This window comes from Mesorhizobium sp. WSM3224 (genome assembly GCF_000427725.1).
Taxonomy (GTDB): domain Bacteria; phylum Pseudomonadota; class Alphaproteobacteria; order Rhizobiales; family Rhizobiaceae; genus Mesorhizobium.
Genome location: NZ_ATYO01000001.1, coordinates 571,240 through 596,079, shown reverse-complemented (window position 1 = coordinate 596,079; position 24,840 = coordinate 571,240). Strand labels below are relative to the sequence as shown.

Genomic DNA, 24,840 nt, shown 5'->3' with positions numbered 1-24,840 from the left:
AGCGCTCTCTAGCCGCCCATGTGCGCGACCGAGACGACGATGCAGGTATTGCCGGTCGGCACCAGCAGGGCCTGGCCGCCGTCGTTGGCCAGGTTGAAAAGCATCGTGTTCGAAAGATTGTCCGCCATGCGGCTGCCATTCGGCAGCGTCGTGGCGACTTCCTGGCATGACTTCGGGAACGGCGCCACGCGCACAAAGCCGCCCTCGCAGCTCTGGCCGACGGGTGAGGCATAAACGACGCCGGCGGCCTGCGTCTTGTAATTGGGCAGATCGTAGCTCATCCCGGCGACGGCCTGCACGGCATGGGCGTCGGGCGCGGCGTTGTCCCATTGCGTCTGGACCGCATAGGTCGATCCCGCGGTGAGAGCCTGTCCGAGCGCAGTAAAGAGATTGGCGCAGGTGTGAACGCCAGCCTGGGTCACATGCGCTTGAAACGGCGTCTTGGCCGCCTCGGCGTCCGCCGGCGCGGGCTTGGCCTCCGTAGCCTTGCCCTGGACGGGCGCTTGCGATTGCGCCGAGGCGGTGCCGGCCACGAATGTCCCAAGAGCAGGTGAGAGGCGGAACGACAGGACGACCGCCGCCGCGACGAGGACGGCGAACGCGCCGAGCAGCGCGGCGTTTCGCACTATCCGCCACGCCGACGAGCGCGCCGGCGGCACGGCTGCGGGCGGCTCAGGCAGCGGAACGGACTGGGAGCGCGTCAGGATTCTCTCCTCGATGGATTGGCGTGTCATCTCACAAGTCTTTCTAGTTGATGGCCGACAGGGCGGTCTTGAGCCCCTTGAACGGGGCATCGAGACTGACGGTCGCTCCCGACGGCAGGGAATAGGAAACCTGGACGGTGGTCTCTTTGCCGATCTGCTCGCGAAGCATCGGCCCTACGGGCACATAGCCGACGCAAACCGAGGCGTTGCAGCCCTGCAATTGAACGTCGAGCGGCTGTTTGCGGCCAGCAATCTTGAGCGACAGCTTGCTGCCCGCGCCGGTCGCGCTGGGAGTTCGCAATATCATGAAGGGCTTGCCTTTCTCGTCAGCCGCCAGCGACCAGCTGAAGATCTGGGCCTGGTTCTGGTCGACGAAGGACTGGCTGATGTTGCAGACCTTCTTCCTGGCCTGCAGGTTCTCGTCGCAGATCAGCGTCCAGTTCTCGAACGGGCGCGTGGTCCGTTGGTATTCGCCAAGCTTGACGTCGGGAGGCACCGCGACGTCGGACGGCTTGATCCGATAGGCGGACGGGGCCTGCTCCTGCGCGACCGCGCGCGGGCCGGACAGGAGCAGGCAAATCATGCACATCGCGAATACGGGGACCGCGTGCCTCGCCATCGGCACACTCAGTTCAACGTAAAGCTGACACCGGCGCCAACACCCCAGTGTCCGCCCGCCGTCGTGCCGGAGAGGTTTGCCCGGGCTCGGCCGTCCTCGCTGGTGTAGCCGGCACCGAACGCGACGGCCCCCTCGCCGCGCCAATAGCCGCCGCCGGCCGCCACGCTGAGCTTGCCTGGACGATCGTCATAGCGCAGCGAAGCGGCGGCCAGGCCGATCGCTGCCGCCTGCCGCGCCTCGCCGCGAGCCTCGTCCATGTCCATGTTGAGCTGGCTGAGCTTGGAGTCGGTATAGGCATTGGCTTGCTGCAGCGTGGTGGTGGCCACCTGGTTGGTATAGGCCTTGGAGTTGTCGAACGTGGTCGCCAGCCCGGTGTTGAGCTGCTGGACGTTGACCGCATCGGTGTTGGCGGTACCGGCGCCGACATTGTGAATGACGACCGGCGCATTCACGTCGCCGCCTTGCAGCGTCAGCGAGTTGGACTTGGTGCCGTCCCCGTTCTTGTCGTACTGGACCGCGAACTCATTGAGATCGCCGACGCTGCCCTGCATGGCTTCGACGGCCTGGTTGGTCGCGAAGAGCTGGCTGCCGTTGATGGCGTCCGTCGAGGTGTCGCTGATCCTGCCCGCCGCGACATTGGTGACGGTGCGCTCCTTGCCGACGTCGCCGACGCTCACCGTGCTCGTCGGATTTGTCCCGGCAAAGGTATAGGCGACGCCGTTGATCGTGGTGCCGGTGGTGGCGACCGCCGCCGCCGTTGTCGAGCCGGCGCCGAGCGCGACGCTGCCCGGTTCATTGGCCGTGGCGCCGGCGCCGAGCGCCATCGACTGGGCACCGTTGGCGGTCGAGTTGGTGCCCAGCGCAATGCTGTCGGCCTGATTGACGGTCGCCGTCTGGCCGATGGCGATCCCGCCAGGGGCCGTCTGCTGCACGATGGCGCCGTTGCCCATGCCGATGCCGTTGTCGCCATTGACGGTGGTGCGCGGACCGATCGCGACCGAGTCGACCCCGACCGCAAGCGAGTCCGAAGCGGTCGAATTGGCATGGAAGTACTGGGTGCCGGTCACCGCGAAGGAACTCAGCGCGCCCTTGAGCTGGCGAAGCGTGACCGCGTCCTGGTCCTCGGTGCCATCGGCCACGTTGATGATCTGGCGGTAGGAGGTGGAGGTGCCGACCGAGACGGCGCCGAGCAAGGTCGCGTCGGTGGTGTTGAAGGGGATGAGGCCGGTGCCGGAGAGGATCGATCCCGATACGCCCGAGACCGCGCGGTCCGACACGGAGCCGGCGCCGAGCGCTACGCCGCCGGTGACGCTTGCCTGGGTGCCGCGGCCGAGCGCCAGCGCGTCGCCGGCGGACGCGGTCGCCTGGTAGCCGAGGGCGGAGGAGCCTACCCCTTGAGCGAAGGCGTCGGTGACCGGCAGCGTGCTGTCGTTGGTGCGCGCATAGCGGATGCCCTCGCCATTGGCGTCGGTATAGGCGGTCGAGGTATCGCCGGCAAAGTTGTTGATCGTGTTGCCGAGAGTGGTGATGTCGGCGGTGTTGGCGGTGATATCGGCGGTGTTTGCCGCGATGTCGGTGGTGTTCTGCGTCACCTGCTGGTTGGTCGCGAAGAGCTGCGAGCCGTTGACCGCATCGGTCGAGGAGTTGCTCAGCCGCCCGGCCGCGACGTTCTGGATCTGGCGCTCGGCACCGACCGAGCCGACCGAGAACGCGCCTGCCGGCGTCCCGCCGGCGAAGGTGTAGTTCACCCCGCCGATCGTCGTGCCGCCGACCACGGTCGTGGTGCCGGACGCCGAGTTCAGGCCGATCGCCACGTCGCCTGCATTGTTGGCAACGGCGTTGGGGCCGATAGCGACGGAGTCTGTCCCGAGCGCCTGCGAATCGGCAAGCGTCGAATTGGCGTGGAAGTATTTGATGCCGCCGCCGACGTTGATGTTGTTCAGCGTGGCGCCAATGGCATCGACGGCCTGGTTGGTGGCGAAGAGCTGCGACCCGTTAATCGCATCCGTCGAGGAACCGCTGATGCGACCCGCCGCCAGATTGGTGAGCGTGCGTTCCGCACCGGGGGCTCCGATGCTGACGGTCGAGGTCGGCGTGGTGCCCTGGAAGGCATAGGTGGTGCCGTTGATCACCGCATTGGGCGTGCCGACCGCCACGGCGGTCACGGAACCCGAGCCGAGCGCGACGTCGCCCGCATTGCTCGCGACGGAGAGGGCGCCCAGCGCGATCGCGTTTTGGGCACCGGCATTCGCTCCGACGCCGAGGGCCGTCGCTTGAACGCCGGTAGCGAACGCGTTCTGGCCGATCGCCGTGCTGGACGTGGCCGTAGCGTTGGCGTTGGCGCCGACGGCGGTGCTGTATTGGCCCGAGGCCTTGGATATGTACCCCATCGCCGTTGCGTCGAGGGCCGATGCGACGGCGCCGCTGCCAAAGGCCGAGGCGTTCGCGTCGGAGGCGCTCGAATTCACGCCGGCCGCGATGGCGTTCGTCCCCGTCGCGGTCGCGACAGGCCCGATCGCGACGGAGTCCGTGCCAGTCGCCGAAGAGTCCGGCGCTGTCGAGTTGGCGTGGAAATACTTGATGCCGCCGCCGACGTTGATGCTGTTGATCGTGTTGCCGAGATTCGTGATATCGGCGGTGTTGGCGGCGATATCGGCTGTGTTCTGCGTCACCTGCTGGTTGGTCGCGAAGAGCTGCGAGCCGTTGATCGCGTCAGTCGAGCCGTTGTTGAGACGGCCTGCCGCGACGTTGGTGATCGTGCGCTCCGCGCCAGGCGCGCCGACGCTGACAGTGCTCAACGGATTGGTGCCGGCGAAGCTGTAGGCCGTGGTTCCGATCGTCGTGCCGCTGGTGCCGACTGCCGTCGCGGTCACCGAGCCCGAGCCGAGCGCCACGTCGCCGGAGCTTGCAGCCGCGGTCGCGCCATTGCCGAGCGCGACATTGCCGGCAAGCCCGGCAGCGCCCGCGGTCGAGCCGTTGCCCAGCGCCACGGAGCCCTGGCCGATCGCCTTGTTGCTGTTGCCGATCGCGACAGCGCCGTTGGCCGTATTGGCCGCGGTGGCGGTCGCCGTGCCGTCGCTGTTGGCGATGTTGTTGGCGCCGCCGGTGAAGGCGCCGGTGCCGCTGGCATAGCTCGGATCGCCGATGGCCACCGCGCCATCGCCAAAGGCGGTGTTGCCGGCGCCGATGGCGACAGCCTTGCCGCCAGTCGCCGTCGCATTCGTGCCCATGGCGACGGCATCAGTAGAATTCGCGACCGCGGCATTGCCGATCGCCACGGCATTGGTGGCGCTGGCCTTGGAGCCGATGCCGAGAGCGGTGCTGGCGATCCCACTGGCGTTGGCGCTGACCCCGGCGGCGAGGGAATTGTCTCCCGCCGCGCTCGCTCCCGACCCGAACGAGGAGGCGTTTGCGCCGCTGGCAACGGCCGTGTTGCCGACCGCCGTGCTGGCTGAGCCACTCGCAACCGAGGTAGCGCCCATCGCGGTGGCGAAAGCGCCGGAAGAGAGCGAATTGGTGCCGATGGCGATGCTGTTGGGCAGGGCCGTGTTGGCCTGAACGCCTGCCTGCGCGCCGACACCGAAGGCGATCGACTGGTTGCCCCAGGCGCTGGCGGTGTTGCCCATCGCCGTTGCGCCCGTTCCCGTTGCTTTGGTCAGGACGCCAATGGCAACGCTTCTTTGCTGATTTGCTGTCACATCCGTGCCAAGGGCGATGGCGCCCTGGGCCGTCGCACCCGATCCTGCAACAGTGCGCGCGCCAATATTGATGGAGTTGATGTCGGAGGCGACCGACTGGAAGCCGATCGCGATGGCATTCTGGCTGCCTGCGTTGGCGTTGGTACCTTGGGCAAGGGAATCGATTCCGCTCTGCGTTGCTTGATATCCAAGCGCGAGGCCGCGCAGGCCGCTTGCGTTGGCCTGATAGCCTTGGGCAATCGCATACGTATTACTGGCGACGGACCCGTAGCCCCCAGCGAACGCATAGTTGCCGCTGGCCGTGGCGCCGACACCAACTGCGGTGGAGTTTCCTCCCAAGGCCTGGGCATTGGTGCCCAGCGCGCTAGCCCCGGCTGCAGCGGCATTGGCGGCGACGCCGATCGCTACTGTATTGATGTTGTTTGAGATCGCGCCGCTGCCGATCGCCACCGCTCCGCCGGGGCCCGTGGCCGACGCGGTCCGGCCGATAGCGACCGAGTACTGCGCCGTCGATTGGGCCTGGAAGCCGAGCGCTATGGCCCAGTTAAGGCTGGCGGTTGAGCCATTGCCGATCGCCACGGCCTCGGGAGCGGTCGCGGACCCGCCGCCGGCCTGATATTGCGCCTGAGCCGGCGTCGCAGCGATGCCGATCGCGAAGGCGCCCAGCGTCGCGACTGCCCCGAACGTCCCGCCGGCGCCCAGCGTGCCGAGCCCCAGGCCTCTGCGGCTGACGCCGAGCACGCGATGCGCGTTGCGCAGCGCCGCCATCAGGCGGCGACGCAGCGAGCGGCTGTCGGCGGCGCCGGACACCCAGTTTCCGGTGAAGCGATCCGATCCGCGCCGGATGGTCCGTTGTTGCTTGAGGTTCATTGCCGGAGTGCCTCCTTCAGTGGGTCGCGCTCGATGACGACAGGTTCCGCCGACCCTGCCGCCGAAGCGTTTCTGCTCGAAAATGGAATGACGATGTCGGCGCCGCGCGCCAGCAGCAGCGCTTGGCCCTGCTTTTCGCCGACCGCCTCGACGCGATCGAGCGCGTTTTCAAGCCAGGCGTCGCCCGCCTCGGGGACAGCCTGGAGTGCCGCCGTGACCCGCTCCTGCGGTATGAGCCGAAGAAGATAGGCTCGCACGGCCGCCAGATGGGCGGCGGGCGCATCGCCCGCATGGACCACCGCGGTGAGACCGTAAAGATAATGGGCAAGCAGGATGTCTTGGTTGGCCAGCGGCACGCTATTGCCGTAGCGCTTCTCGAGCGTCCTGGAGGCCGACTCCAGCCAATAGCCGATCTCCTCGGAAAGGCTCCGGCCGATGGCCTTGTCGTCGCTCATGTGCCCCCGCAGCCAACCTAGAATCCGTGATAGTCGGACCTGTTGCAGAAAGGCATGTTTTCAGAATCGCGTATTCCAATAAATTGCTGTTCATCTCAAAATATACAGCAGATCTTCAAGAGGTTAACGCAAAATTACTTTAGATATACCTTGTATAAGCTGGGCCATAAATTAACCAGCGGCGTGTGGGCGTCACCTAAAGCGCGTCGCGTTGAAACGAATTCAGCTGACGCGCTTTAAGTCTTTGTTTTGATGCATGTCGTTCCCCCAAAACCGCTGCGCACTTTTGGGCGACATGCATTACCCACTGGCCCGCGAACGAACCCGCCGCTCCCGCACCTGCAAGGGCGTGACGTTGCGGTATTTCTTCATTGTGGTGGTGAGGTGGCTCTGGCTCGAGAACCCGCTCAAATCGGCAATGTCCGTGATCGACATGCGCCTGTCGGCAAGCAGCTTCTCGGCAAAGTCCAGACGCAGCGCGAGAACGTATTGATGCGGCGAAACCCCGAACGTCTTGGAAAAAGCCCGGGCGAAATGGTAGGGTGACAATTCGCATACCGCCGCCATGTCGGCGAGCGAAAGCTTACGTGAAAAGTTCTCGTTCAGGAACTGCAGGATTTGACGGGTGGCGCGGATCGAAAGCCCGCCTTTGGCGTTCAGTTGCGGACGTCTCTCAGCGGGGATTTCCAGGAACCAGGTTGGCAGATCGTGGTCACGCGGCAATTCGGACTCCTGACGTCCAGAACCCCGCAGCCTCGGTTCAACCTTAGATGGTGCTTTCGGTTCCCTAGCCACAATAATTCGTGATCGCATTCAGTGTCGGTTATCGAGTTGCCCTCCCGGCTTCTGCACGTCAAAGGCCATGATTTGGCGCGCTTGGTATTTCATGAAATTGCGGTTCCGTAGGGAAAACCTAACCTTGCGAAAAGTTTAGATGACGTCGATGTCCGGTGTTCGTCGCGGGGTAAGATTTGATCGTCGAAGGGTAACCACGAGCGACACAGCCATGCACCGTCGCCGTGGGCGCGACGGTTCCTCGCCGGATGTCCCGCGCCGGCAGCGGATCGATTCGCGGAACGAAGTAGTTGCAGGGCCGGGCTGTCGCCCGTCGCGGGGCGCTGCTAGCGCCCTCTCGACAGGCTGCCGAGTATGCCGCGCACGATGGCGCGGCCGACGGACGAACCGACCGAGCGCACCACCGATTTGATGGCCGCTTCGGCGACCGTCTGGCGGTTGGAAGACCGTCTGCCGCCGGTTCCCAAGACGTCGTCGAAACCGGGAATGGTCCAGCGCGAGCCGCCGCTGTTTTGCTGCTGCGCCTGCGCCTCGGCGTCCAGCGCCTCCTTCGCTTTCTTCTGCAGCATCTCGAAGGCCGATTCGCGATCGACGACCTGGTCGTACTGGCCGACGACCGGGCTCTCGGCGATGATCTTGCGGCGCTCGTCCGGCGTGATCGGCCCGAGCCGCGATGACGGCGGACGGATCAGCGTGCGCTGGACCATGGCCGGCACGCCCTTGTCCTCCAGCATCGAGACCAGCGCTTCGCCGGTGGCGAGCTGGGTGATCGCGGTGGCGCAGTCGAAGTCTGGGTTGGGCCGGAACGTCTCCGCGGCGGTGCGCACCGCCTGCTGCTCGCGCGGCGTATAGGCGCGCAGCGCGTGCTGGACGCGGTTGCCGAGCTGGGCCAGCACCTTTTCCGGGATATCGAGCGGGTTCTGGGTGACGAAATAGACGCCGACGCCCTTGGATCGAATCAGCCGCACCACCTGCTCGACGCGGTCGATCAGCACTTTCGGCGCGTCCTCGAACAACAGATGTGCCTCGTCGAAGAAGAAGACCAGCTTCGGCTGGTCGAGATCGCCGACTTCGGGCAGTTCCTCGAACAGCTCCGACATCAGCCACAGCAGGAAGGTGGCGTAGAGCCTGGGATTCATCATCAGCTTGTCGGCGGCCAGAACGCTGATCGCGCCGCGGCCGTCGCGCGTGGTGCGCATGATGTCCGCGATGCGCAGCGCCGGCTCGCCGAAGAAGTTCGCGGCACCCTGCTGTTCCAGCACCAGAAGCGTGCGCTGGATGGCGCCGACGGAGGGCTTGGTGACATTGCCGTAGCGGGCACTGAGCTGGTCGGCGCGATCGGCCATGTTGGCAAGCAGTGCCTGCAGGTCCTTCAGATCGAGCAGCAGCAGGCCTTCCTCGTCGGCGATGCGGAAGGCGATGTTCATGACGCCTTCCTGCGCCTCGGTGAGGTTCATCAGCCGCGACAGAAGCAGCGGCCCCATTTCGGAAATGGTGGCACGGATCGGATGGCCCTGCTCGCCGAACAGATCCCAGAAGATGACTGGAAACTCCTGGAACTGGTAAGGATCGAGCTTCACCTGCTCGGCGCGCTTGACCAGGAAATCCTTGGCCTCGCCCATCATGGATATGCCGGAAAGGTCGCCCTTGATGTCGGCGCAGAAGACCGGCACGCCGGCATTGGAAAAGCCCTCGGCCAGTATCTGCAGGCTGACCGTCTTGCCGGTGCCCGTGGCCCCTGTGACGAGGCCGTGGCGATTGCCATAGCGCAAGAGCAGCTCTTCCGCGCGCTGGTAGGAATCGTCTGGCTTGCGGCTGGCGCCAATGAAGATGCTGGTCTCGTCAACCATATATCCGGTCTCCGCAATCTGTTTCCGCTCAAAGGCCTCACCCGAGGTATAGTAACGCAATCGGCAGGCGGCAATGGCCAGCATCGAGTTTGGGCCGGCTCCGAATTTGGCCCTTGGCGCTTGCGGATCTTGCGCATGTTTGGCAATCGGTTAGCTGGCCGCAAGAGAACCCGGACGGATGATGCATTGTGATATCCGGTTCCCGACCTTAGATTGGCTGGATCCGGCTGATGCGGCCGAGAAGCGAGGAGAGCGATGGGCGCCGGCGCCTTGACCAGGGATGTCGACCTTCCGAACCCGGACGCCAAGCGTTGGCAGGCGCTGGCGGAAAAGGGGCTCGCCGGCGGTTCCTTCGAGGAAAAGCTTGTTTCCCACACCGATGACGGCATCCGCATCGAGCCGCTCAGCCAGCGCTCGACGACCGCCGAGCCGCTGCCGCGCACAAATCCGACAGCTCCCTGGATCGTCAGCCAGCGCGTCGACGACCCGGACATTGCGCGGGCCAGCGCGCAAGCCCTGGAAGACATCGCCCAGGGGGCGACCGGCCTGTCGCTTGTCTTCGAGGGCGCGCCCAACGCTTTCGGCTACGGCCTGCCGCGCACCGCCCAAGCGCTGGAAACGGTGCTCGACGGCGTGCCGCTGAACCGCGTGCAGGTGCGCATCGACGCGCATCCGTGGAGCCGCGCCGTGGCCGACTGGCTGCTCGCTTTCTTGAGCCGCCGCCGGTCCGATCCGACCAAGCTCAACCTTTCCTTCGGCATCGACCCGGCAGCGATCTTCGCCGGCACCGGGCGGCTGCGCACCTCGATCGAGGCGCTGCAGGAATCGATGCCGCAGTCGCTGGCGCATTTCTTCTCGATGGGCGTGCCGGGCGTGCTGCTAGAGGCCGACGGCCGCGTCTTCCACAATGCCGGCGCCACCGAGGCGCAAGAGCTCGGCACGATGATGGCGTCCGCCGTCTCCTATCTCAGGATGTTCGAGAAGGCGCGCCAGCCTCTCGTCTACGCAGCGCCGTATATCGGCTTCGCGCTCAGCGTCGATCAGGACCAGTTCCTGTCGATGGCCAAGGTGCGGGCGTTGCGCAAGCTGTGGGCGCGCATCCAGGAGGCCTGCTCGATCCCGACCTCGACCGCCAGCATCCATGCCGAGACCTCCTATCGCATGATGACGATGGCCGATCCGGAGACCAACATTTTGCGCACGGCGATCGCGACCTTCGCGGCGGCAACGGGCGGCGCCGATTCAATTTCGATCCTGCCGCACACGATCGCGCATGGGCTGCCGGCCGGCTTTGCTCGCCGAGTCGCCCGCAACGCCCAGCTGATCATGGCCGAGGAGAGCCATGTCGGCCATGTCGCCGACCCCGCCGGCGGCTCAGGCGCGGTCGAAGCGCTGACCAACGATCTTTGCGCTGCTGCCTGGGAGGAATTCCAGCGCATCGAGGCCGAGGGCGGCGTGCTCGCCAGCCTGCGGCAGGGCCATATCCAGAACCGCGTGCAGACTGCCGCCGCCAAGCGCAACGGCGCTTATCGGTCGGGCGAACGCGGCATTGTCGGCACGACGCTCTATCGCGCGCCAAACGAGCGGCCGGTCGAGACACTGCCACGGGAGCGACGGCCGGCGCTGACGGAGGGCGTGGCGACCTGCGAGCCGCTGTTTCCAGTGCGTATCGATCAGTCGATCGGGGCCGGATCATGATCCCGGATTTCAGCCAGATCGGCTGGTCGGCGCCGCGGCGCGCGCCAACGGACCTCAAAGGGCAGCGGATGACGCCGGAAGGCATCGCCGTCAAACACCTCTATACGCAAGGCGACCTCAAGGGGCTCGACAATCTCGACACATATCCGGGTATGCCGCCCTTCGTGCGCGGCCCCTACCCCACCATGTATGTCCAGCAGCCCTGGACGATTCGGCAATATGCCGGCTTCTCGACGGCGGAGGAATCCAACGCCTTCTACCGGCGCAATCTCGCCGCCGGCCAGAAAGGCCTGTCGGTCGCCTTCGATCTTGCCACGCATCGCGGCTATGACAGCGACCATCCGCGCGTCGCCGGCGATGTCGGCATGGCAGGCGTGGCGATCGATTCCATCCTCGACATGCGCCAGCTGTTCGACGGCATCCCGCTCGACGAGATGACCGTGTCCATGACCATGAACGGCGCGGTGCTGCCGATCATGGCGTTGTACATCGTGGCGGCGGAGGAACAGGGCGTCGCGCAGAAGGATCTGGCCGGGACCATTCAGAACGACATTCTGAAGGAGTTCATGGTCCGCAACACCTACATCTATCCGCCGAAACCTTCGATGCGGATCGTATCGGACATCTTTGCCTACACTTCCAAGCATATGCCGAAGTTCAACTCGATCTCAATCTCCGGCTACCACATGCAGGAAGCCGGAGCGACGGCGGACCTCGAGCTTGCCTATACGATCGCCGACGGCATCGAATATGCGCGTGCCGGGGTCGCCGCGGGCCTCGACATCGACCGCTTCGCGCCGCGCCTTTCCTTCTTCTGGGCGATCGGCATGAACTTCTTCATGGAGGTCGCCAAGCTCAGGGTCGCGCGGCTGCTGTGGTCGAGCCTGATGAAGAAGAATTTTTCGCCGAAGGACGAGCGCTCGCTGTCGCTGCGCACCCATTGCCAGACATCGGGCTGGTCGTTGACGGCGCAAGACCCCTACAACAACATCACCCGCACGATGATCGAGGCGATGGCGGCGACGCAGGGACATACCCAGTCGCTGCACACCAATTCCTTCGACGAGGCGATGGCGCTGCCGACCGACCATTCGGCGCGGATCGCCCGCAACACGCAGCTCGTCCTGCAGAAGGAATCCGGCACCACGCGCATGATCGACCCATGGGGCGGCTCGGCCTATGTCGAACGGCTGACGCATGACCTGGCGGCGCGCGCGCTGGCCCATATCGAGGAGGTCGAGAGCCTCGGCGGCATGGCGGCAGCGATCGAGAAAGGCATTCCAAAGCTGCGCATCGAGGAAGCGGCCGCGCGCACGCAGGCGCGCATCGATTCCGGCGAGCAAATTCTGGTCGGCGTCAACGCGCACCGGCCGCAGACCGATATCGAAGTCGATGTGCTGAAGATCGACAATGCCGAAGTGAAGGCCCGGCAATTGGCGAAGCTGCAGCGGCTCAAGGGCACACGCGACGTCGCAGCGATCGAGGACGCGCTGGCGGCCCTCACCCGCGCGGCCGAAAGCGGCGAGAACCTGCTCGAATTCGCCATCCGCGCCGCGCGCGCCAACGCCACGGTCGGCGAGATTTCGCTGGCGCTGGAAAAAGTGTTCGGTCGCCACACGGCGGCGGTGCAGACCATCTCCGGGGTCTATCGCGAAGCGCTGGGCGACACTCCGGCGCTCGAGCGGCTGCAGGAGAAGATCGACGCGTTCGAAAAGAAATCCGGCGGCAAGCCGCGCATCCTCGTCGCCAAGATGGGCCAGGACGGCCACGACCGCGGCCAGAAGGTGATCGCCAGCGCCTTTGCCGATCTCGGCTTCGACGTCACCGTCGGGCCGATGTTCCAGACGCCGGACGAAATCGCGAAGCTGGCGGTGCGGCACGATGTCGACATCATCGGCGCCTCCTCTTTGGCCGCCGGCCATCTGACGCTGATCCCCGAGCTCAAGGAAGCGCTGAAGAAACTCGGCCACGGCGACACGCTGATCGTCGCCGGCGGCGTCATCCCACCGCAGGATTACGATGCGGTGCTCAAGGCGGGAGCGGCGGAAATCTTCCCGCCGGGAACCGTTATCCCGGAAGCGGCGAACCGGCTGATGGATCGGTTGCTGGCCAATCGGTGAGAGCTTGCCAAATTAGCAACAAAGTTGTTCTATGATCAGAATACAACCAGAGCGCGACTATGGTGAAGACGATCATCCGGGAGCTCGAGGACGGATCTGGAGCTGTCATCGTGCCGCAGGAAATGCTCGATAGCTTGAACCTTCAAGTTGGCGACCAGCTTCAGATCATCGAAACTGACGACGGGGTCATTCTGAGGCCAGTCCGCGACAACGTCGAACGTCAGATGGACGCCGCTCGCGATATCATGGACAAATACGAAGCCGCACTGTGGAAGCTGGCAAAGTAGAGGCGGCTAGCTCTCGGCCCTGTCGGAGAGCTTGACGATTTCCCATTCCTTGCCGTTAACCTTGACGACCTCGCCAATCTTCTTGCCGAACAGCGCCACGGCCATCGGCGAGACATGGGAAATGCTGCCTTTTGATGGATCGGCTTCGTCCTCGCCGACGATGCGCCAGTGCACCTTCTTGCCGTCATCGCCTTCCAGCGTAACGCCCATCCCGAAACGCACCACGTCGCTGCCCGGTTCCGGCACGGAAAGCTCGGCACTCTCGCGCCGCGCGGTCCAGTAGCGCAGGTCGCGCGACACCACCGCAAGGCGCTCGCGATCGCCGCGCCTTTCGGCCTTGGCCATCAAGTCGCGCAGGTCGGCGAGATTGTCCTCGATCATCGCGAGGCCCCGCTCCGTCACCAGATTGCGGTGTGAACTGACAGGCCGTTCGCCGACGCCGGCAATGGCGTTTTCGCTATCTTCTTCGCGCGTAAAAGCTCTGCTCATGCAACGAACTTAGGCTTGGCGAGGCGACTGCACAAGCGGTTTGCCGGCAAGTCTGCCTTGGCACGATTCCTGCGACATACAGGGCAAAACGCCAGGACCTGTGCCGATGTTGAACAGACGAACGCTGCTTGCCCAGACTGCCGGCTTCGCCGTCGCCGGCGTCTTCGCCGGCAAGGCATCGGCGAAGGCGCTGCCGGGTATCGAGATGGCCGCGATGCGCGGGTCGATCAACGCCACGGAGATCGGCGTGCAGCCGGGCGCGGTCGACGACCAGAGCAAGGCTTTCGCCAAGCTGCTGGCCGAGGCCAGCGACCGCGACCAGCCGGTATTCCTGCCGCCCGGAACCTATCTCGTCTCAAACCTCAAGCTGCCGGCCCGCGTGCGCCTGTCGGGCGTGCCCGGCGCGACGCGCATCGTCTATGGCGGCAACGGCCATCTGATGATGGCCGAACAGGCCGAGCACATCGAGTTGAGCGGGCTTGTTCTCGACGGCGCCAACCGCTGGCTGGCGGATTACTCGCAAGGGCTGCTTGACCTGCGCCGCGTCGCCCATCTCGTCATCGATAATTGCCAGGTGACCGGCAGCGGCAAGAACGGACTGGCGCTCGAGCATGTCGTCGGCCGTGTCGGCCGATCCGATATTTCGGGCGCGGCGGATGCCGGCATCTATTCGGTCGAGGCCGGCGGACTGGAGATTTCCGGCAACTCCGTTTCCGACTGCGCCAATGGCGGCATCCTGGTGCATCGCTGGCAAGCGGCGGAGGACGGCACCATCGTCAGCGGCAATCGCGTCCAGCGCATCGGCGCGCGCAGCGGCGGCACCGGCCAGAACGGCAACGGCATCAACGCCTTCCGCGCCGGCAATGTCATCATCTCCGGCAACGTCGTCTCAGACTGCGCCTTCACCGCGGTGCGCGCCAACAGCGCCAGCAATTTGCAGATCACCGGCAACACGTGCTCGCGCTCGGGCGAGACCGGGATCTATTCGGAATTTTCATTCGAAGGCGCGATCCTCAGCAACAATCTGGTCGACGGCGCGGCCAATGGCATCTCGATCGTCAACTTCAACGAAGGCGGCCGCATGGCGGTCTGCTCGAACAATATCGTGCGCAACCTCTCGACCACCGGCCCTTACACCGCCGATCCGCCCGGCTTCGGCGTCGGCATCAGCGCCGAAGCCGACACGACCGTCTCCGGCAACGTCGTCGAGAACGCACCGCTCTATGGCATGCAGCTTGGCTGGGGGCCATATTTGCGCAATGTCGTGGCGACCGGAAACATCATCCGCCAGGCAGGCACCGGCATCGTCGTTTCCGTCGTCGAAGGTTCCGGCACCGCGGTCATCTCGGACAATGTCATAGACGGCGCGAAGAACGGCGCCATTATCGGCCAGCGCTGGGCCGATCCGGTGACGGGCGACCTCGCCAAGTCCAGCGATAGTGGCTACGCGCATCTGACCGTCGAGCGCAACAAGGTGAGCTGATGCATGTCGCCCAGGAGTGCGCAGCGGTTCTGGGACAACGACATGCATCAAACAAAAACTTAAAGCACGTCGCCTGAATCCGTTTCAGCGCGACGCGCTTTAGGCCACAGCCACGATAATATGCGCCTGGATCTTGGCGGCAACCTCGCCGCTGCCGTGCCTGTCGGCGATCACGGATTCGGCGTAGTCGGTCGCGGACGCCAATCTTCCTGCCTCCCTGGCCTCGATCTCGTTGCGAAGAAGGGTTCCCTGGCAATAGGCAACAGCCGGAACGCGCGGCGAGGGTGCGCGGCTCTGCTCGGCTCTGGTATCGATCACCACATCGGAGAACCCAGCGGCCTTCAGATCGCTGTGGATCAGTGCCTTGTCGTGGTAGCCGTGCGGCGTGCGCGCCAGGAAGCGCGGCGGATCGTTCGGAAAAATCCTCGCAAGAGCATTCGTCACGTCATCCGCGAAGATATTCTCCTCGATGCGATCCCAGACGCTGAACAGGAAATGCCCGCCTGGCTTCAGGACCCGCTTTGCCTCGCGATAGGCAGCGATGCGGTCGGGAAAGAACATGGCGCCGAACTGACAGCCGACGAGGTCGAAGGCGCCATCGTCGAATGGCAGCTTCAGGGCATCCGCCTGCCGCCATGTGATGCGGCTGTCGGGGCCCTGGCGCGAAGCCGCGTAGTCGAGCATCGGCTGGTTGAGGTCGGTTACGGTGTAGCTGGCGCTAGGCGAGAGTTTCGGCGCCAAGGCGCGGGTGACGGCCCCAGTGCCCGCGGCGGTTTCCAAAACGGCGACGGGTGAGAAGGACGCCGCCCGCCGCGCGATATCCGCGGCATATGGTTCGAAAATCAGCGGCACCATATGGCGATCGTAATTTTCCGGGATCGACCCGGCAAACACCTTGTCCGCTTCCAGCATAGTCAGCATCCCGCCCGTTTGATGGACCGCGAGGCTAGCATACAAACTGCGACCTTTGCTGGTTCTCGACCGAGGCGGCCAGCAGCATACTTGTCGAAAGAGGAATCCGCCCCCTAGTTGAGCGCCGCTGTTGGCCGCAGCAAGCCGACTTTGGCGCCGATGCGGCTTTCGACCGAAGGATGGGCGACCTCGGTAAGCTTTGCCGCAAGCGCTTCATCGCCGCGCAGCAGCTTTGCCAGCACCGCGGCGATCGTCACCTCGGCCGCCCTGCCGGCGCCGTCGTCGCATTTCAAAGCGATGCCGAAGCCAAGTTCGGGCAATGCCGCGCAATAGACGCCTTCGGCGCCGGTCTTGACGAAGATTCGGCCCGGTGCTGCCTGCATCAGCGCGACATCGGCCTTGCCGGTGCCGGCGACGAGGAACGGCTCGGCCATGCACGCCGAAAGCAGCCGCTTCGCCGCCTTGGCGCGTTCGGGCGAAAAACCCCTGCCCGTCGTCATGCGGGCAAAGCCCTGTGCGAAGTTCTTCAACGGCACGGCATAGGTGGGGATCGAGCAGCCGTCGGTGCCGCAATGGTCGACGTCATGCGCGGCCCCCGTCACGGACTGCATGGCGTCGCGCACCATCTCCTGCAGCGCATGGCCGGCCTTGACGTAGCCGCGATGGGCAATGCCGGCGTGGACGCAGGTGCAAAGGAAGCCGGAATGCTTGCCGGAGCAGTTGTTGTGCAAGGCGTTCGGCACGCCACCGGCGCGGGCGAGTGCGATGGTCGCATCATGGCTCGAGGGCCAATGCGCGCCGCATTCCAGCGCGTTTCTGTCGAGGCCTGCCTTGGCGAGCATCGCCGTGGCCAGTTCGACATGGGCGGGCTCGCCCGAATGCGAGGCGCAGGCCAGCGCCAGTTCGCGGTTACCGAAGCCATAGGCGTCGGCGGCGCCCGATTCGACCAGCGGCAATGCCTGGATCGCCTTCACTGCGGAGCGTGGGAACACCGGGCGCTCCGTATCGCCGATCTCCCAGACAGGCTTGCCGTCGGCGTCGAAGACCGACACCGCGCCGCGGTGCGCGCTTTCGACCACCGCGCCGCGCGTGACTTCGACCAGAACCGGATTCGTCATGTTGCCTCCCGCACGCGCGCCCATGGGGCGCGCCGTTTTAATGCGGGCCGCTTCTACCTGATCCGGTCGAGGATGGAAACGTAGTTGGCGACCGCCGCGCCGCCCATGTTGAAGATGCCGCCGAGTTTTGCGCCCGGCACCTGGATGCCGCCGGCTTCACCGACAAGCTGCATGGCGGTGAGCACATGCATCGAGACGCCGGTCGCGCCGATCGGATGGCCCTTGGCCTTCAATCCGCCGGAAGGATTGACAGGCAGGCGGCCGTCCTTGGCCGTCGTGCCATCCAGCGCCAGCTTGGCGCCCTCGCCGGGCTTGGCCAGGCCCATCGCCTCGTATTCGATCAATTCGGCGATGGTGAAGCAGTCATGCGTCTCGACGAAGGAAAGATCGTCGAGCGTGACGCCGGCCTTCTTGAGCGCCTGCTCCCAGGCCCGCTCGCAGCCCTCGAAGGAAAGGATGTCGCGCTTCGACATCGGCAGGAAATCCTGGACGTGTTCGTTGGCCCGGAAGGTCACGGCACGGCGCATCCTGAGCGCCGTCGCGGTGTCGGTGAGCACAAGTGCGGCCGCGCCGTCCGAGACCAGCGAGCAATCGGTGCGCTTCAACGGACCGGCGACGAACGGGTTCTTTTCGCTTTCCTGGCGGCAGAACTCATAGCCGAAATCCTTGCGCATCTGGGCGTAGGGATTGTCGACGCCGTTCTTGTGGTTCTTGGCGGCGATCATGGCCAGCGCATCGGACTGGTCGCCATAGCGCTGGAAATAAGCCTGCGCGATCTTGCCGAAGACGCCGGCAAAGCCGGCCGGCGTGTCGCTGTCCTCCGGCAGGTAAGAGGCCTTGAGCAGGTTCTTGCCGATCTCGGGACCAGGCGTGGTCGTCATCTGCTCGGCGCCGACGACCAGCACGATACGCGCGGCGTTGGCATCGATGGCGCGGATGCCTTGCCTGACGGCTGCCGAACCGGTGGCGCAGGCATTCTCGACGCGCGTCGCCGGCTTGAAGCGCAGCCGGTCGTCGGCCTGCAGCACCAAGCTGGCAGTGAAATCCTGCGGCGAGAAGCCGGCGTTGAAATGGCCGAGCACGATCTCGTCTACGTCGTCCGGACCGATGCCGGCATGGTCGAGCGCCTCGACGGCGACTTTAGTGATCAGACCCTCCAGCGTCTCGCCTTCGAGCTTGCCGAAGCGCGAATGCGCCCAGCCGACGATGCATGCGGTCATAACAGCCTCCATTTGCCGCGAAGCCTAGCACGTCCGATCGCGGCATGAGATTCAATATTGTTCAATAGTGAACCGTTTTCCAGTCCAAAGGATAGGCCAGAGCGACACGATCGGTTGATCGCGGCGCCGATTTTTTGTTGATTGATCCGTCAATAAAAAATAATCTCACTGCGGAACCGGATCTCCCAGATGCCGAAAATCGGAATGGAACCGTTGCGCCGCAGGGCGCTGATCGACGCGACGATCTCAGCGATCGGCGAGCACGGCTCGCTGGACGTGACGATGTCGGAGATCGCCGGCCGCGCCGGCGTGTCGTCGGCGCTCGCGCATCACTATTTCGGCGCCAAGGACGAGCTGCTGTTCGCTACGATGCGGCACATCCTGGCCGAGCTCAACACCGATACGAGGCACGCGTTCGGCCACACCGTCACGCCGCGCCAGCGAGTCTCGGCCGTCGTCGCCGTCAGTTTCTCCGACGGCCAGTTCCAGCCTCAGATCATTGCCGCCTGGCTCGCCTTCTATGTCGAGGCGCAGAAATCGTCCAAGCTGCGGCGGTTGCTGCGCATTTATGCGCGGCGGCTGCATTCGAACCTGATGAGCGGCCTGACCGGTATCCTGCCGAGGGCCGAGGCCGGCCGCGTGGCCGAAGCGATCGCGGCGCTGATCGACGGGCTCTACATTCGGCGCGCGCTGAAGGACGGCGTGCCCGATGCGCGGACCGCGATCGCGCTCGTCGAGGACTATCTCGAAACCAAGCTCAATGGACGGAGCCTGCCTTGACCACCCGGCGACCCAATTTCCTGATCGTCATGGTCGATCAGCTCAACGGCACGTTCTTCCCGGACGGTCCGGCAGATTTCCTGCACGTGCCGCATCTGAAGGCGCTTGCCGCGCGCTCGGCGCGTTTTGCCAACAACTACACCGCCTCGCCGCTCTGCGCGCCTGGCCGCGCCTCCTTCATGAGCGGGCAATTGCCGTCGCGCACCGAGGTCTACGACAACGCCGCTGAGTTCACGTCCTCGATCCCGACCTTCGCTCACCACCTGCGCGCCGCCGGCTATTACACCTGCCTGTCGGGCAAGATGCATTTCGTCGGGCCGGACCAACTGCACGGTTTTGAGGAGCGGCTGACGACCGATATCTATCCGGCCGATTTCGGCTGGACGCCCGACTACCGCAGGCCCGGCGAGCGCATCGACTGGTGGTATCACAATCTGGGCTCGGTCACCGGCGCGGGTGTCGCCGAAACCACCAACCAGATGGAGTATGACGACGAAGTCGTGTTCCTGGCCACGCAGAAGCTCTATCAGCTGTCGCGGGAGCAGGACGACGCGGACCGACGGCCCTGGTGCCTGACCGTCTCGCTGTCGCACCCCCACGATCCCTATGTAGCGCGCAAGCAGTACTGGGATCTCTACGAGAATTGCCAGGCGCTGGACCCCGAGACCGGGTTCATCAGCCATGACGAGCAGGACCCGCACTCGCAGCGGCTCTACCGCGCCAGCGACTACCGTTCTTTCGACATCACGCCCGAGCAGGTGCGCCGTTCCCGGCGCGGCTATTTCGCCAACATCTCCTATGTCGACGACAAGCTCGGCGAGCTTATGGACGTTCTCGCGCGCACCCGCATGCTCGACGACACGACCATCCTGTTCTGCTCGGATCACGGCGACATGCTCGGCGAGCGCGGCCTGTGGTTCAAGATGAGCTTCTTCGAGGGTTCGGTACGGGTGCCGCTGATGATCGCCGGCAAAGGCGTGCCGGCCGGCCTCATCGAGGCGCCGGTTTCCAATCTCGACGTGACGCCGACGCTTTGCAACCTGGCCGGCATCGACATCGCGGCAATCGCGCCCTGGACGGACGGCCAGTCGCTGGTGCCGCTTCTCGGCGGCAAGCAGCGCATCGCGCCGGTGCTGATCGAGTACGCGGCCGAGGGCTCCTACGCGCCGCTGGTCGCGATCCGCGACGGCAAATACAAGTTCGTCCATTGCGAGCTCGATCCGCCGCAATTGTTCGATCTCGAAGCCGATCCGCTCGAGCGTGACAACCTTGCCGACGATCCGGCGAACGCTGCGCTGGTCGCCACGTTCACGCAAAAGGCCCGGGCGCGCTGGGATATGGCCGCCTTCGACGCCGCGGTGCGCGAAAGCCAGGCGCGCCGCTGGGTCGTCTATCCGGCGCTGCGCAACGGCGCCTACTACCCGTGGGATTTCCAGCCGCTGCAGAAGGCATCGGAGCGCTACATGCGCAATCACATGAACCTCGACAATCTCGAGGAAAGCAAACGGTATCCGCGAGGCGAATGATGGCAGACGTTCTGGTTCCCTCCCTCGACCACCTGAAACAGGCCTATGCCGTCACCTCGGCGGCCACGCAAATGACGCCGCTGCTGGAATCTGCAGCCCTCGCCAGGGAGACCGGCGCGGCGCGCATCTTCGTCAAGCCGGAGTCGCTGCAATGGGCTGGCTCCTTCAAGGTGCGCGGCGCCTATTGGCGGCTGAACCGGCTGTCGCCGGATGAGGCGAAAAAGGGGGTCGTCGCCTATTCCTCCGGCAATTTCGCGCAAGGACTGGCGGCGGCCGGCCAGGCGCTCGGCATTCCCGTCACCATCGTCATGCCGATCGACGCACCCGCCGCCAAGCGCGACGCGACCGCCGGCTATGGCGCGCGGGTGGTGCTGACGGATCATGGCGACCGCGCCCGTGAGGAGGTCGCCGCCGCCAAGGCGCGCGAGATCGCCGAAACCGAGCTCCTCACCTTGCTCCATCCCTTCGACGATCCCGAGATCGTTGCCGGCCAGGCCGGCGCCGGACTGGAGGCGCTCGACCAACTTGCGGCGAAGAAAGCGCATGCCGACCTGGTGTTCTGTTCGGTCGGCGGCGGAGGGCTGATCGGCGGCGTCTCGCTGGCCTTCCACTATCTGTCGCCGAAGACCAAGATCATCGCCGTCGAGCCGGACGGTTTCAACGGGATGGGCTCGTCTCTGGCGCATGGCGCGATCGAAACGATGCCGATCGGGCCGAAATCGATCTGCGACGGGCTGATGGCGCGCAAGCCCGGCGACGCGCCCTTCGCGGCGGTGAGTGCTGCCGGGGTGCGCGGCGTCACCGTCGACGACGCCTCGGTGCGGCGGGCGATGAAGATCGCCTTCGAGCGGATGAAGCTGGTGCTGGAGCCTTCGGGCGCCGCATCGCTCGCCGCCCTTCTCGGCGGCAAGGTGAATGTGGCCGGCAAGACCGTCCTGATTGTGGCTACCGGCGGCAATGTCTCGCTCGCCGATTTCATGGCTCATATGAACAATGCTTGAAGCGGATTTCGTCATCATCGGCTCCGGCTCCGCCGGCTCGGCCATGGCCTATAGGCTGTCGGAGGACGGCAAGAACTCGGTGATCGTCATCGAGTTCGGCGGCACCGATTTCGGGCCGCTGATCCAGATGCCGTCTGCGCTGTCGATCCCGCTGAACATGAGCCTCTACGACTGGGGGTTCGCCAGCGAGCCGGAACCGCATCTCGGCGGCCGCGTGCTGGCGACGCCGCGCGGCAAGGTGATCGGCGGCTCGTCCTCGATCAACGGCATGGTCTATGTGCGCGGTCATGCGCACGACTTCGACCACTGGGCCGAACAAGGTGCTGCCGGTTGGGGCTTCGCCGATGTGCTTCCCTATTTCAAGCGCATGGAGGATGCCAACGGCGGCGAGGACGGCTGGCGCGGTCATGGCGGCCCGCTGCATGTGCAGCGCGGCACGCGCATGAACCCGCTTTACGGCGCCTTCGTCGAAGCGGGCCGCCAGGCCGGTTTCGAGCTGACCGACGATTACAACGGCGCCAAGCAGGAAGGCTTCGGGCCGATGGAGCAGACCATTTTCGGCGGCCGCCGCTGGTCGGCTGCGAACGCCTATCTTAAGCCGGCTCTCAAACGCAAGAATGTCAGCCTGCTCAAGGGTTTCGCCCGACGCGTGGTGATCGAGAATCAACGCGCCGTCGGCGTCGAGATCGAAGCTGACAAAAAGATTCAGGTCGTTAAGGCGCGGCGTGAGGTGATCGTGGCGGCGTCGTCGATCAATTCGCCGAAGATCCTGATGCTGTCCGGCATCGGCCCGGGCGCGCATCTCAAGGAAAACGGCATCCAGGTGGTCGCCGACCGGCCGGGCGTCGGCCGCAATCTGCAGGATCATCTGGAGCTTTATATCCAGCAGGAATCGACCAAGCCGATCACGCTGAACTCGGTGCTCAATCCTTTCTCCAAGGCATTGATCGGCGCGCAGTGGCTGTTCTTCAAGACCGGACTCGGCGCCACCAACCATTTCGAGGCGGCCGCCTTCGTGCGTTCGCAGGCCGGCGTCGACTACCCCGACATCCAGTACCACTTCATACCGGCGGCTGTGCGCTATGACGGCAAGTCGGCCGCGAAGTCGCATGGCTTCCAGGCCCATGTCGGCCCGATGCGCTCGAAGTCGCGCGGCTCGGTGAGCCTGCGCTCGCCCGACCCGAAGACGACGCCGGTGATCCGCTTCAACTACATGTCGCACCCGGACGACTGGGGCGAGTTCCGCCACTGCATCCGGCTGACGCGCGAGATCTTTGGCCAGAAGGCCTTCGACGGCTTCCGCGGCAAGGAGATTTCGCCGGGCAGCCATGTGCAGTCGGATGATGAGCTCGACGCCTTCATCCGCGACCACGCCGAGAGCGCTTACCACCCATGCGGCACCTGCAGGATGGGCCGCGCCGACGACCTGACCGCCGTCGTCGATCCTGAATGCCGGGTGATCGGCGTCGAGGGCCTGCGCGTCGCCGACTCCTCCATCTTCCCGAGGGTGACCAACGGCAACCTCAACGCGCCCTCGATCATGACCGGCGAGAAGGCTTCCGACCACATCCTCGGCCGCACGCCGCTGCCGCCATCCAACCAGGAACCGTGGATCAATCCGCGCTGGCAGGTGGCGGACCGATAGGGCATTGTCGGGCAGACCGCCCGCTCGGCGAAATATCTGGAGAAAGCCATGCGCGCCCAGCCAACGGCATCGCATTATGTCAACGGCCGCTACATCGAGGATGAAGGCGGCGCGCCGCTGCCGGTGATCTATCCGGCGACGGGCGAAACCATCGCGACGCTGCATTCAGCGACGCCGAACGTGCTGGAGTTGGCAATCGAGGCCGCCCGCGCGGCGCAGCCGGCCTGGGCGCGGTTGAAGCCAGTCGAACGCGGCCGCATCCTGCGCCGTGCCGCCGACATCCTGCGCGCCCGCAACGCCGATCTGGCGCGGATCGAGACGCTCGACACCGGCAAGGCGATCCAGGAGACGCTGGTGGCCGACGCGCCTTCCGCGGCCGATTGTCTCGAATATTTCGCCGGCGCGCTAGCCGCCTTCAACGGCGAGATGATCGATCTCGGCGGGCCGTTTGCCTACACACGGCGCGAGCCGCTCGGCGTCTGTGTCGGCATCGGCGCCTGGAACTATCCGATCCAGATCGCCGGCTGGAAGTCGGCGCCGGCTTTAGCCATGGGCAACGCCATGGTGTTCAAGCCTTCGGAGAACACGCCGCTTTCGGCACTGGCGCTGGCCGAGATCTACAGCGAGGCTGGCCTGCCCGACGGGCTGTTCAACGTCGTGCAGGGCTATGGCGATGTCGGCGCCGGTCTCGTCGGCCACGACGTCGTGGCAAAGGTCTCGCTGACCGGCTCGGTGCCGACCGGCCGCAAGGTGCTGTCGCTTGCCGGCTCGAAGATGAAGCAGGCGACGATGGAACTCGGCGGCAAGTCGCCGCTGATCGTCTTCGACGACGCCGACCTCGAGAACGCCATCGGCGGCGCCATGCTCGGCAACTTTTACTCCACCGGTCAGATCTGCTCCAACGGCACGCGCGTCTTCGTGCAGAGCAGCGTCCATGACCGCTTCGTCGACCGGCTGGTCGAGCGCACCAAGAAGATCCGCATCGGCGATCCGCTCGACCCGGAAACGCAGATGGGGCCGCTGGTGAACAAGGCGCAGCAGGACAAGGTGGTGTCCTACATCGAAGCCGGCAAGCAGGATGGGGCGAACCTCGCCTGCGGCGGCAACGTGCCGTCGCTGCAAGGTTTCGAGGGCGGCTTCTTCATCGAGCCGACGGTGTTCACCAATGTCACCGACAGCATGCGCATTGCGCAGGAAGAGATTTTCGGACCAGTGATGAGCGTCTTGAAATTCGACAGCGAGGACGAGGTGATCGAGCGCGCCAACGATACCGAATTCGGGCTCGCGGCCGGCGTGTTCACCCGCGACCTGCCGCGCGCGCACCGGGTGATCGCCGAGCTGCAGGCCGGCACCTGCTGGATCAACGCCTACAATCTCACGCCGGTGGAAATGCCCTTCGGCGGCGTCAAGCAGTCCGGCATCGGGCGGGAGAATTCGCTTGCCGCGCTGGCGCATTATTCGCAGCTGAAGGCGGTTTATGTCGAGACGGGGGACGTGGCGGCGCCTTACTGAGCCGGCGATTGGCGAAAGCCGAGGGACAGCCAATTCCCCCTTGCGGGGAGATTGGCAG

The 24,840-nt window shown here is 65.1% G+C and carries 19 protein-coding genes; 9 read left to right on the top strand and 10 right to left on the bottom strand.

Features of this window, described 5'->3' with window-relative positions:
- Positions 1 to 8: 8 nt before the first annotated feature.
- From YU3_RS0102810 to YU3_RS0102785, 6 genes are all read right to left on the bottom strand, one after another.
- Entirely contained in the window at positions 9 to 734 is a 726-nt protein-coding gene (locus tag YU3_RS0102810; RefSeq protein ID WP_027164813.1) for a hypothetical protein, read from the bottom strand.
- A gap of 13 nt (positions 735 to 747) precedes the next feature.
- Positions 748 to 1,287, bottom strand: a complete 540-nt coding sequence (locus YU3_RS0102805) for an invasion associated locus B family protein (RefSeq protein WP_245273400.1) — start codon at positions 1,285 to 1,287, stop codon at positions 748 to 750.
- 44 nt (positions 1,288 to 1,331) lie between these two features.
- On the bottom strand, positions 1,332 to 5,891 hold the full coding sequence (locus YU3_RS38550; RefSeq protein WP_027164811.1) for a YadA-like family protein: 4,560 nt from the start codon (positions 5,889 to 5,891) through the stop codon (positions 1,332 to 1,334).
- Positions 5,888 to 6,346: a hypothetical protein gene (locus tag YU3_RS0102795; protein ID WP_027164810.1), complete on the bottom strand. Its 459-nt coding sequence runs from the start codon at positions 6,344 to 6,346 to the stop codon at positions 5,888 to 5,890. The genes YU3_RS38550 and YU3_RS0102795 overlap by 4 nt, the downstream gene beginning before the upstream one ends.
- A 300-nt stretch (positions 6,347 to 6,646) precedes the next feature.
- Positions 6,647 to 7,069 (bottom strand): AraC family transcriptional regulator, encoded by a 423-nt coding sequence (locus YU3_RS35910; RefSeq protein WP_051333826.1) that lies wholly within the window; start codon positions 7,067 to 7,069, stop codon positions 6,647 to 6,649.
- Between the two features lie 398 nt (positions 7,070 to 7,467).
- Positions 7,468 to 8,991: a helicase HerA-like C-terminal domain-containing protein gene (locus YU3_RS0102785; RefSeq protein ID WP_027164809.1), complete on the bottom strand. Its 1,524-nt coding sequence runs from the start codon at positions 8,989 to 8,991 to the stop codon at positions 7,468 to 7,470.
- Positions 8,992 to 9,246: 255 nt separating this feature from the next.
- Between YU3_RS0102785 and YU3_RS0102780 the strand changes: the two genes are divergently transcribed.
- Genes YU3_RS0102780 through YU3_RS0102770 form a run of 3 tightly spaced genes read left to right on the top strand, consistent with a single transcriptional unit; the run spans position 9,247 to position 13,096 of the window.
- On the top strand, positions 9,247 to 10,689 hold the full coding sequence (locus YU3_RS0102780; RefSeq protein ID WP_027164808.1) for a methylmalonyl-CoA mutase subunit beta: 1,443 nt from the start codon (positions 9,247 to 9,249) through the stop codon (positions 10,687 to 10,689).
- Positions 10,686 to 12,809, top strand: a complete 2,124-nt coding sequence (gene scpA, locus YU3_RS0102775) for a methylmalonyl-CoA mutase (protein ID WP_027164807.1) — start codon at positions 10,686 to 10,688, stop codon at positions 12,807 to 12,809. The genes YU3_RS0102780 and scpA overlap by 4 nt, the downstream gene beginning before the upstream one ends.
- A 59-nt stretch (positions 12,810 to 12,868) precedes the next feature.
- Complete coding sequence (locus YU3_RS0102770; RefSeq protein WP_036257713.1) at positions 12,869 to 13,096, top strand: AbrB/MazE/SpoVT family DNA-binding domain-containing protein; 228 nt, start codon at positions 12,869 to 12,871, stop codon at positions 13,094 to 13,096.
- 6 nt (positions 13,097 to 13,102) lie between these two features.
- On the opposite strand, the gene greA is transcribed toward YU3_RS0102770, so the two are convergent.
- The gene (greA, locus tag YU3_RS0102765; RefSeq protein ID WP_027164805.1) at positions 13,103 to 13,585 is read right to left on the bottom strand and encodes a transcription elongation factor GreA; all 483 of its coding nucleotides are present in this window, start codon (positions 13,583 to 13,585) and stop codon (positions 13,103 to 13,105) included.
- Between the two features lie 106 nt (positions 13,586 to 13,691).
- On the opposite strand from greA, the gene YU3_RS0102760 reads away from it, so the two are divergent.
- A complete protein-coding gene (locus YU3_RS0102760; RefSeq protein ID WP_027164804.1) occupies positions 13,692 to 15,068 on the top strand; it encodes a TIGR03808 family TAT-translocated repetitive protein in 1,377 nt (458 codons plus the stop codon).
- 99 nt (positions 15,069 to 15,167) lie between these two features.
- Here the strand turns inward: YU3_RS0102760 and YU3_RS0102755 are convergent, their stop codons facing one another.
- The 3 genes from YU3_RS0102755 to YU3_RS0102745 all read right to left on the bottom strand — a co-directional run bounded on the left by YU3_RS0102755 (position 15,168) and on the right by YU3_RS0102745 (position 18,318).
- Positions 15,168 to 15,980 (bottom strand): methyltransferase domain-containing protein, encoded by an 813-nt coding sequence (locus YU3_RS0102755; RefSeq protein ID WP_027164803.1) that lies wholly within the window; start codon positions 15,978 to 15,980, stop codon positions 15,168 to 15,170.
- A gap of 113 nt (positions 15,981 to 16,093) precedes the next feature.
- On the bottom strand, positions 16,094 to 17,098 hold the full coding sequence (locus tag YU3_RS0102750; RefSeq protein WP_027164802.1) for an asparaginase: 1,005 nt from the start codon (positions 17,096 to 17,098) through the stop codon (positions 16,094 to 16,096).
- A 53-nt stretch (positions 17,099 to 17,151) separates the two neighbouring features.
- A complete protein-coding gene (locus YU3_RS0102745) occupies positions 17,152 to 18,318 on the bottom strand; it encodes an acetyl-CoA acetyltransferase (RefSeq protein ID WP_027164801.1) in 1,167 nt (388 codons plus the stop codon).
- Positions 18,319 to 18,507: 189 nt separating this feature from the next.
- Here YU3_RS0102745 and betI point away from each other — a divergent pair, with 189 nt between their 5' ends.
- From betI to betB, 5 genes are read left to right on the top strand one after another with little or no spacing between them, the layout of a single operon-like run.
- Positions 18,508 to 19,098 carry a transcriptional regulator BetI gene (gene betI / locus YU3_RS0102740; RefSeq protein WP_027164800.1) on the top strand — a complete coding sequence of 197 codons (591 nt, stop codon included), beginning with the start codon at positions 18,508 to 18,510 and terminating at the stop codon, positions 19,096 to 19,098.
- Complete coding sequence (gene betC, locus YU3_RS0102735; RefSeq protein WP_027164799.1) at positions 19,095 to 20,624, top strand: choline-sulfatase; 1,530 nt, start codon at positions 19,095 to 19,097, stop codon at positions 20,622 to 20,624. The genes betI and betC overlap by 4 nt, the downstream gene beginning before the upstream one ends.
- Positions 20,621 to 21,625 carry a threonine/serine dehydratase gene (locus YU3_RS0102730; protein WP_036257709.1) on the top strand — a complete coding sequence of 335 codons (1,005 nt, stop codon included), beginning with the start codon at positions 20,621 to 20,623 and terminating at the stop codon, positions 21,623 to 21,625. The genes betC and YU3_RS0102730 overlap by 4 nt, the downstream gene beginning before the upstream one ends.
- Positions 21,618 to 23,270: a choline dehydrogenase gene (gene betA / locus YU3_RS0102725; protein WP_027164797.1), complete on the top strand. Its 1,653-nt coding sequence runs from the start codon at positions 21,618 to 21,620 to the stop codon at positions 23,268 to 23,270. The genes YU3_RS0102730 and betA overlap by 8 nt, the downstream gene beginning before the upstream one ends.
- Before the next feature lie 48 nt (positions 23,271 to 23,318).
- Positions 23,319 to 24,782 carry a betaine-aldehyde dehydrogenase gene (gene betB, locus YU3_RS0102720; RefSeq protein WP_027164796.1) on the top strand — a complete coding sequence of 488 codons (1,464 nt, stop codon included), beginning with the start codon at positions 23,319 to 23,321 and terminating at the stop codon, positions 24,780 to 24,782.
- Positions 24,783 to 24,840 lie beyond the last annotated feature (58 nt).

What these genes read in the sequence shown, in the direction of transcription:
- YU3_RS0102770 (WP_036257713.1), top strand. Translation starts at nt 12,869, where the DNA reads ATGGTGAAGACGATCATCCGGGAGCTCGAGGACGGATCTGGAGCTGTC.
- betI (WP_027164800.1), top strand. Translation starts at nt 18,508, where the DNA reads ATGCCGAAAATCGGAATGGAACCGTTGCGCCGCAGGGCGCTGATCGAC.
- YU3_RS0102730 (WP_036257709.1), top strand. Translation starts at nt 20,621, where the DNA reads ATGATGGCAGACGTTCTGGTTCCCTCCCTCGACCACCTGAAACAGGCC.
- YU3_RS0102810 (WP_027164813.1), bottom strand. Translation starts at nt 734, where the DNA reads ATGACACGCCAATCCATCGAGGAGAGAATCCTGACGCGCTCCCAGTCC.
- YU3_RS0102780 (WP_027164808.1), top strand. Translation starts at nt 9,247, where the DNA reads ATGGGCGCCGGCGCCTTGACCAGGGATGTCGACCTTCCGAACCCGGAC.
- YU3_RS0102750 (WP_027164802.1), bottom strand. Translation starts at nt 17,098, where the DNA reads ATGACGAATCCGGTTCTGGTCGAAGTCACGCGCGGCGCGGTGGTCGAA.
- YU3_RS0102760 (WP_027164804.1), top strand. Translation starts at nt 13,692, where the DNA reads ATGTTGAACAGACGAACGCTGCTTGCCCAGACTGCCGGCTTCGCCGTC.
- YU3_RS0102795 (WP_027164810.1), bottom strand. Translation starts at nt 6,346, where the DNA reads ATGAGCGACGACAAGGCCATCGGCCGGAGCCTTTCCGAGGAGATCGGC.
- greA (WP_027164805.1), bottom strand. Translation starts at nt 13,585, where the DNA reads ATGAGCAGAGCTTTTACGCGCGAAGAAGATAGCGAAAACGCCATTGCC.
- betB (WP_027164796.1), top strand. Translation starts at nt 23,319, where the DNA reads ATGCGCGCCCAGCCAACGGCATCGCATTATGTCAACGGCCGCTACATC.
- YU3_RS0102755 (WP_027164803.1), bottom strand. Translation starts at nt 15,980, where the DNA reads ATGCTGGAAGCGGACAAGGTGTTTGCCGGGTCGATCCCGGAAAATTAC.
- YU3_RS38550 (WP_027164811.1), bottom strand. Translation starts at nt 5,891, where the DNA reads ATGAACCTCAAGCAACAACGGACCATCCGGCGCGGATCGGATCGCTTC.
- YU3_RS0102785 (WP_027164809.1), bottom strand. Translation starts at nt 8,991, where the DNA reads ATGGTTGACGAGACCAGCATCTTCATTGGCGCCAGCCGCAAGCCAGAC.
- scpA (WP_027164807.1), top strand. Translation starts at nt 10,686, where the DNA reads ATGATCCCGGATTTCAGCCAGATCGGCTGGTCGGCGCCGCGGCGCGCG.
- YU3_RS0102745 (WP_027164801.1), bottom strand. Translation starts at nt 18,318, where the DNA reads ATGACCGCATGCATCGTCGGCTGGGCGCATTCGCGCTTCGGCAAGCTC.
- YU3_RS0102805 (WP_245273400.1), bottom strand. Translation starts at nt 1,287, where the DNA reads ATGATTTGCCTGCTCCTGTCCGGCCCGCGCGCGGTCGCGCAGGAGCAG.
- betA (WP_027164797.1), top strand. Translation starts at nt 21,618, where the DNA reads ATGCTTGAAGCGGATTTCGTCATCATCGGCTCCGGCTCCGCCGGCTCG.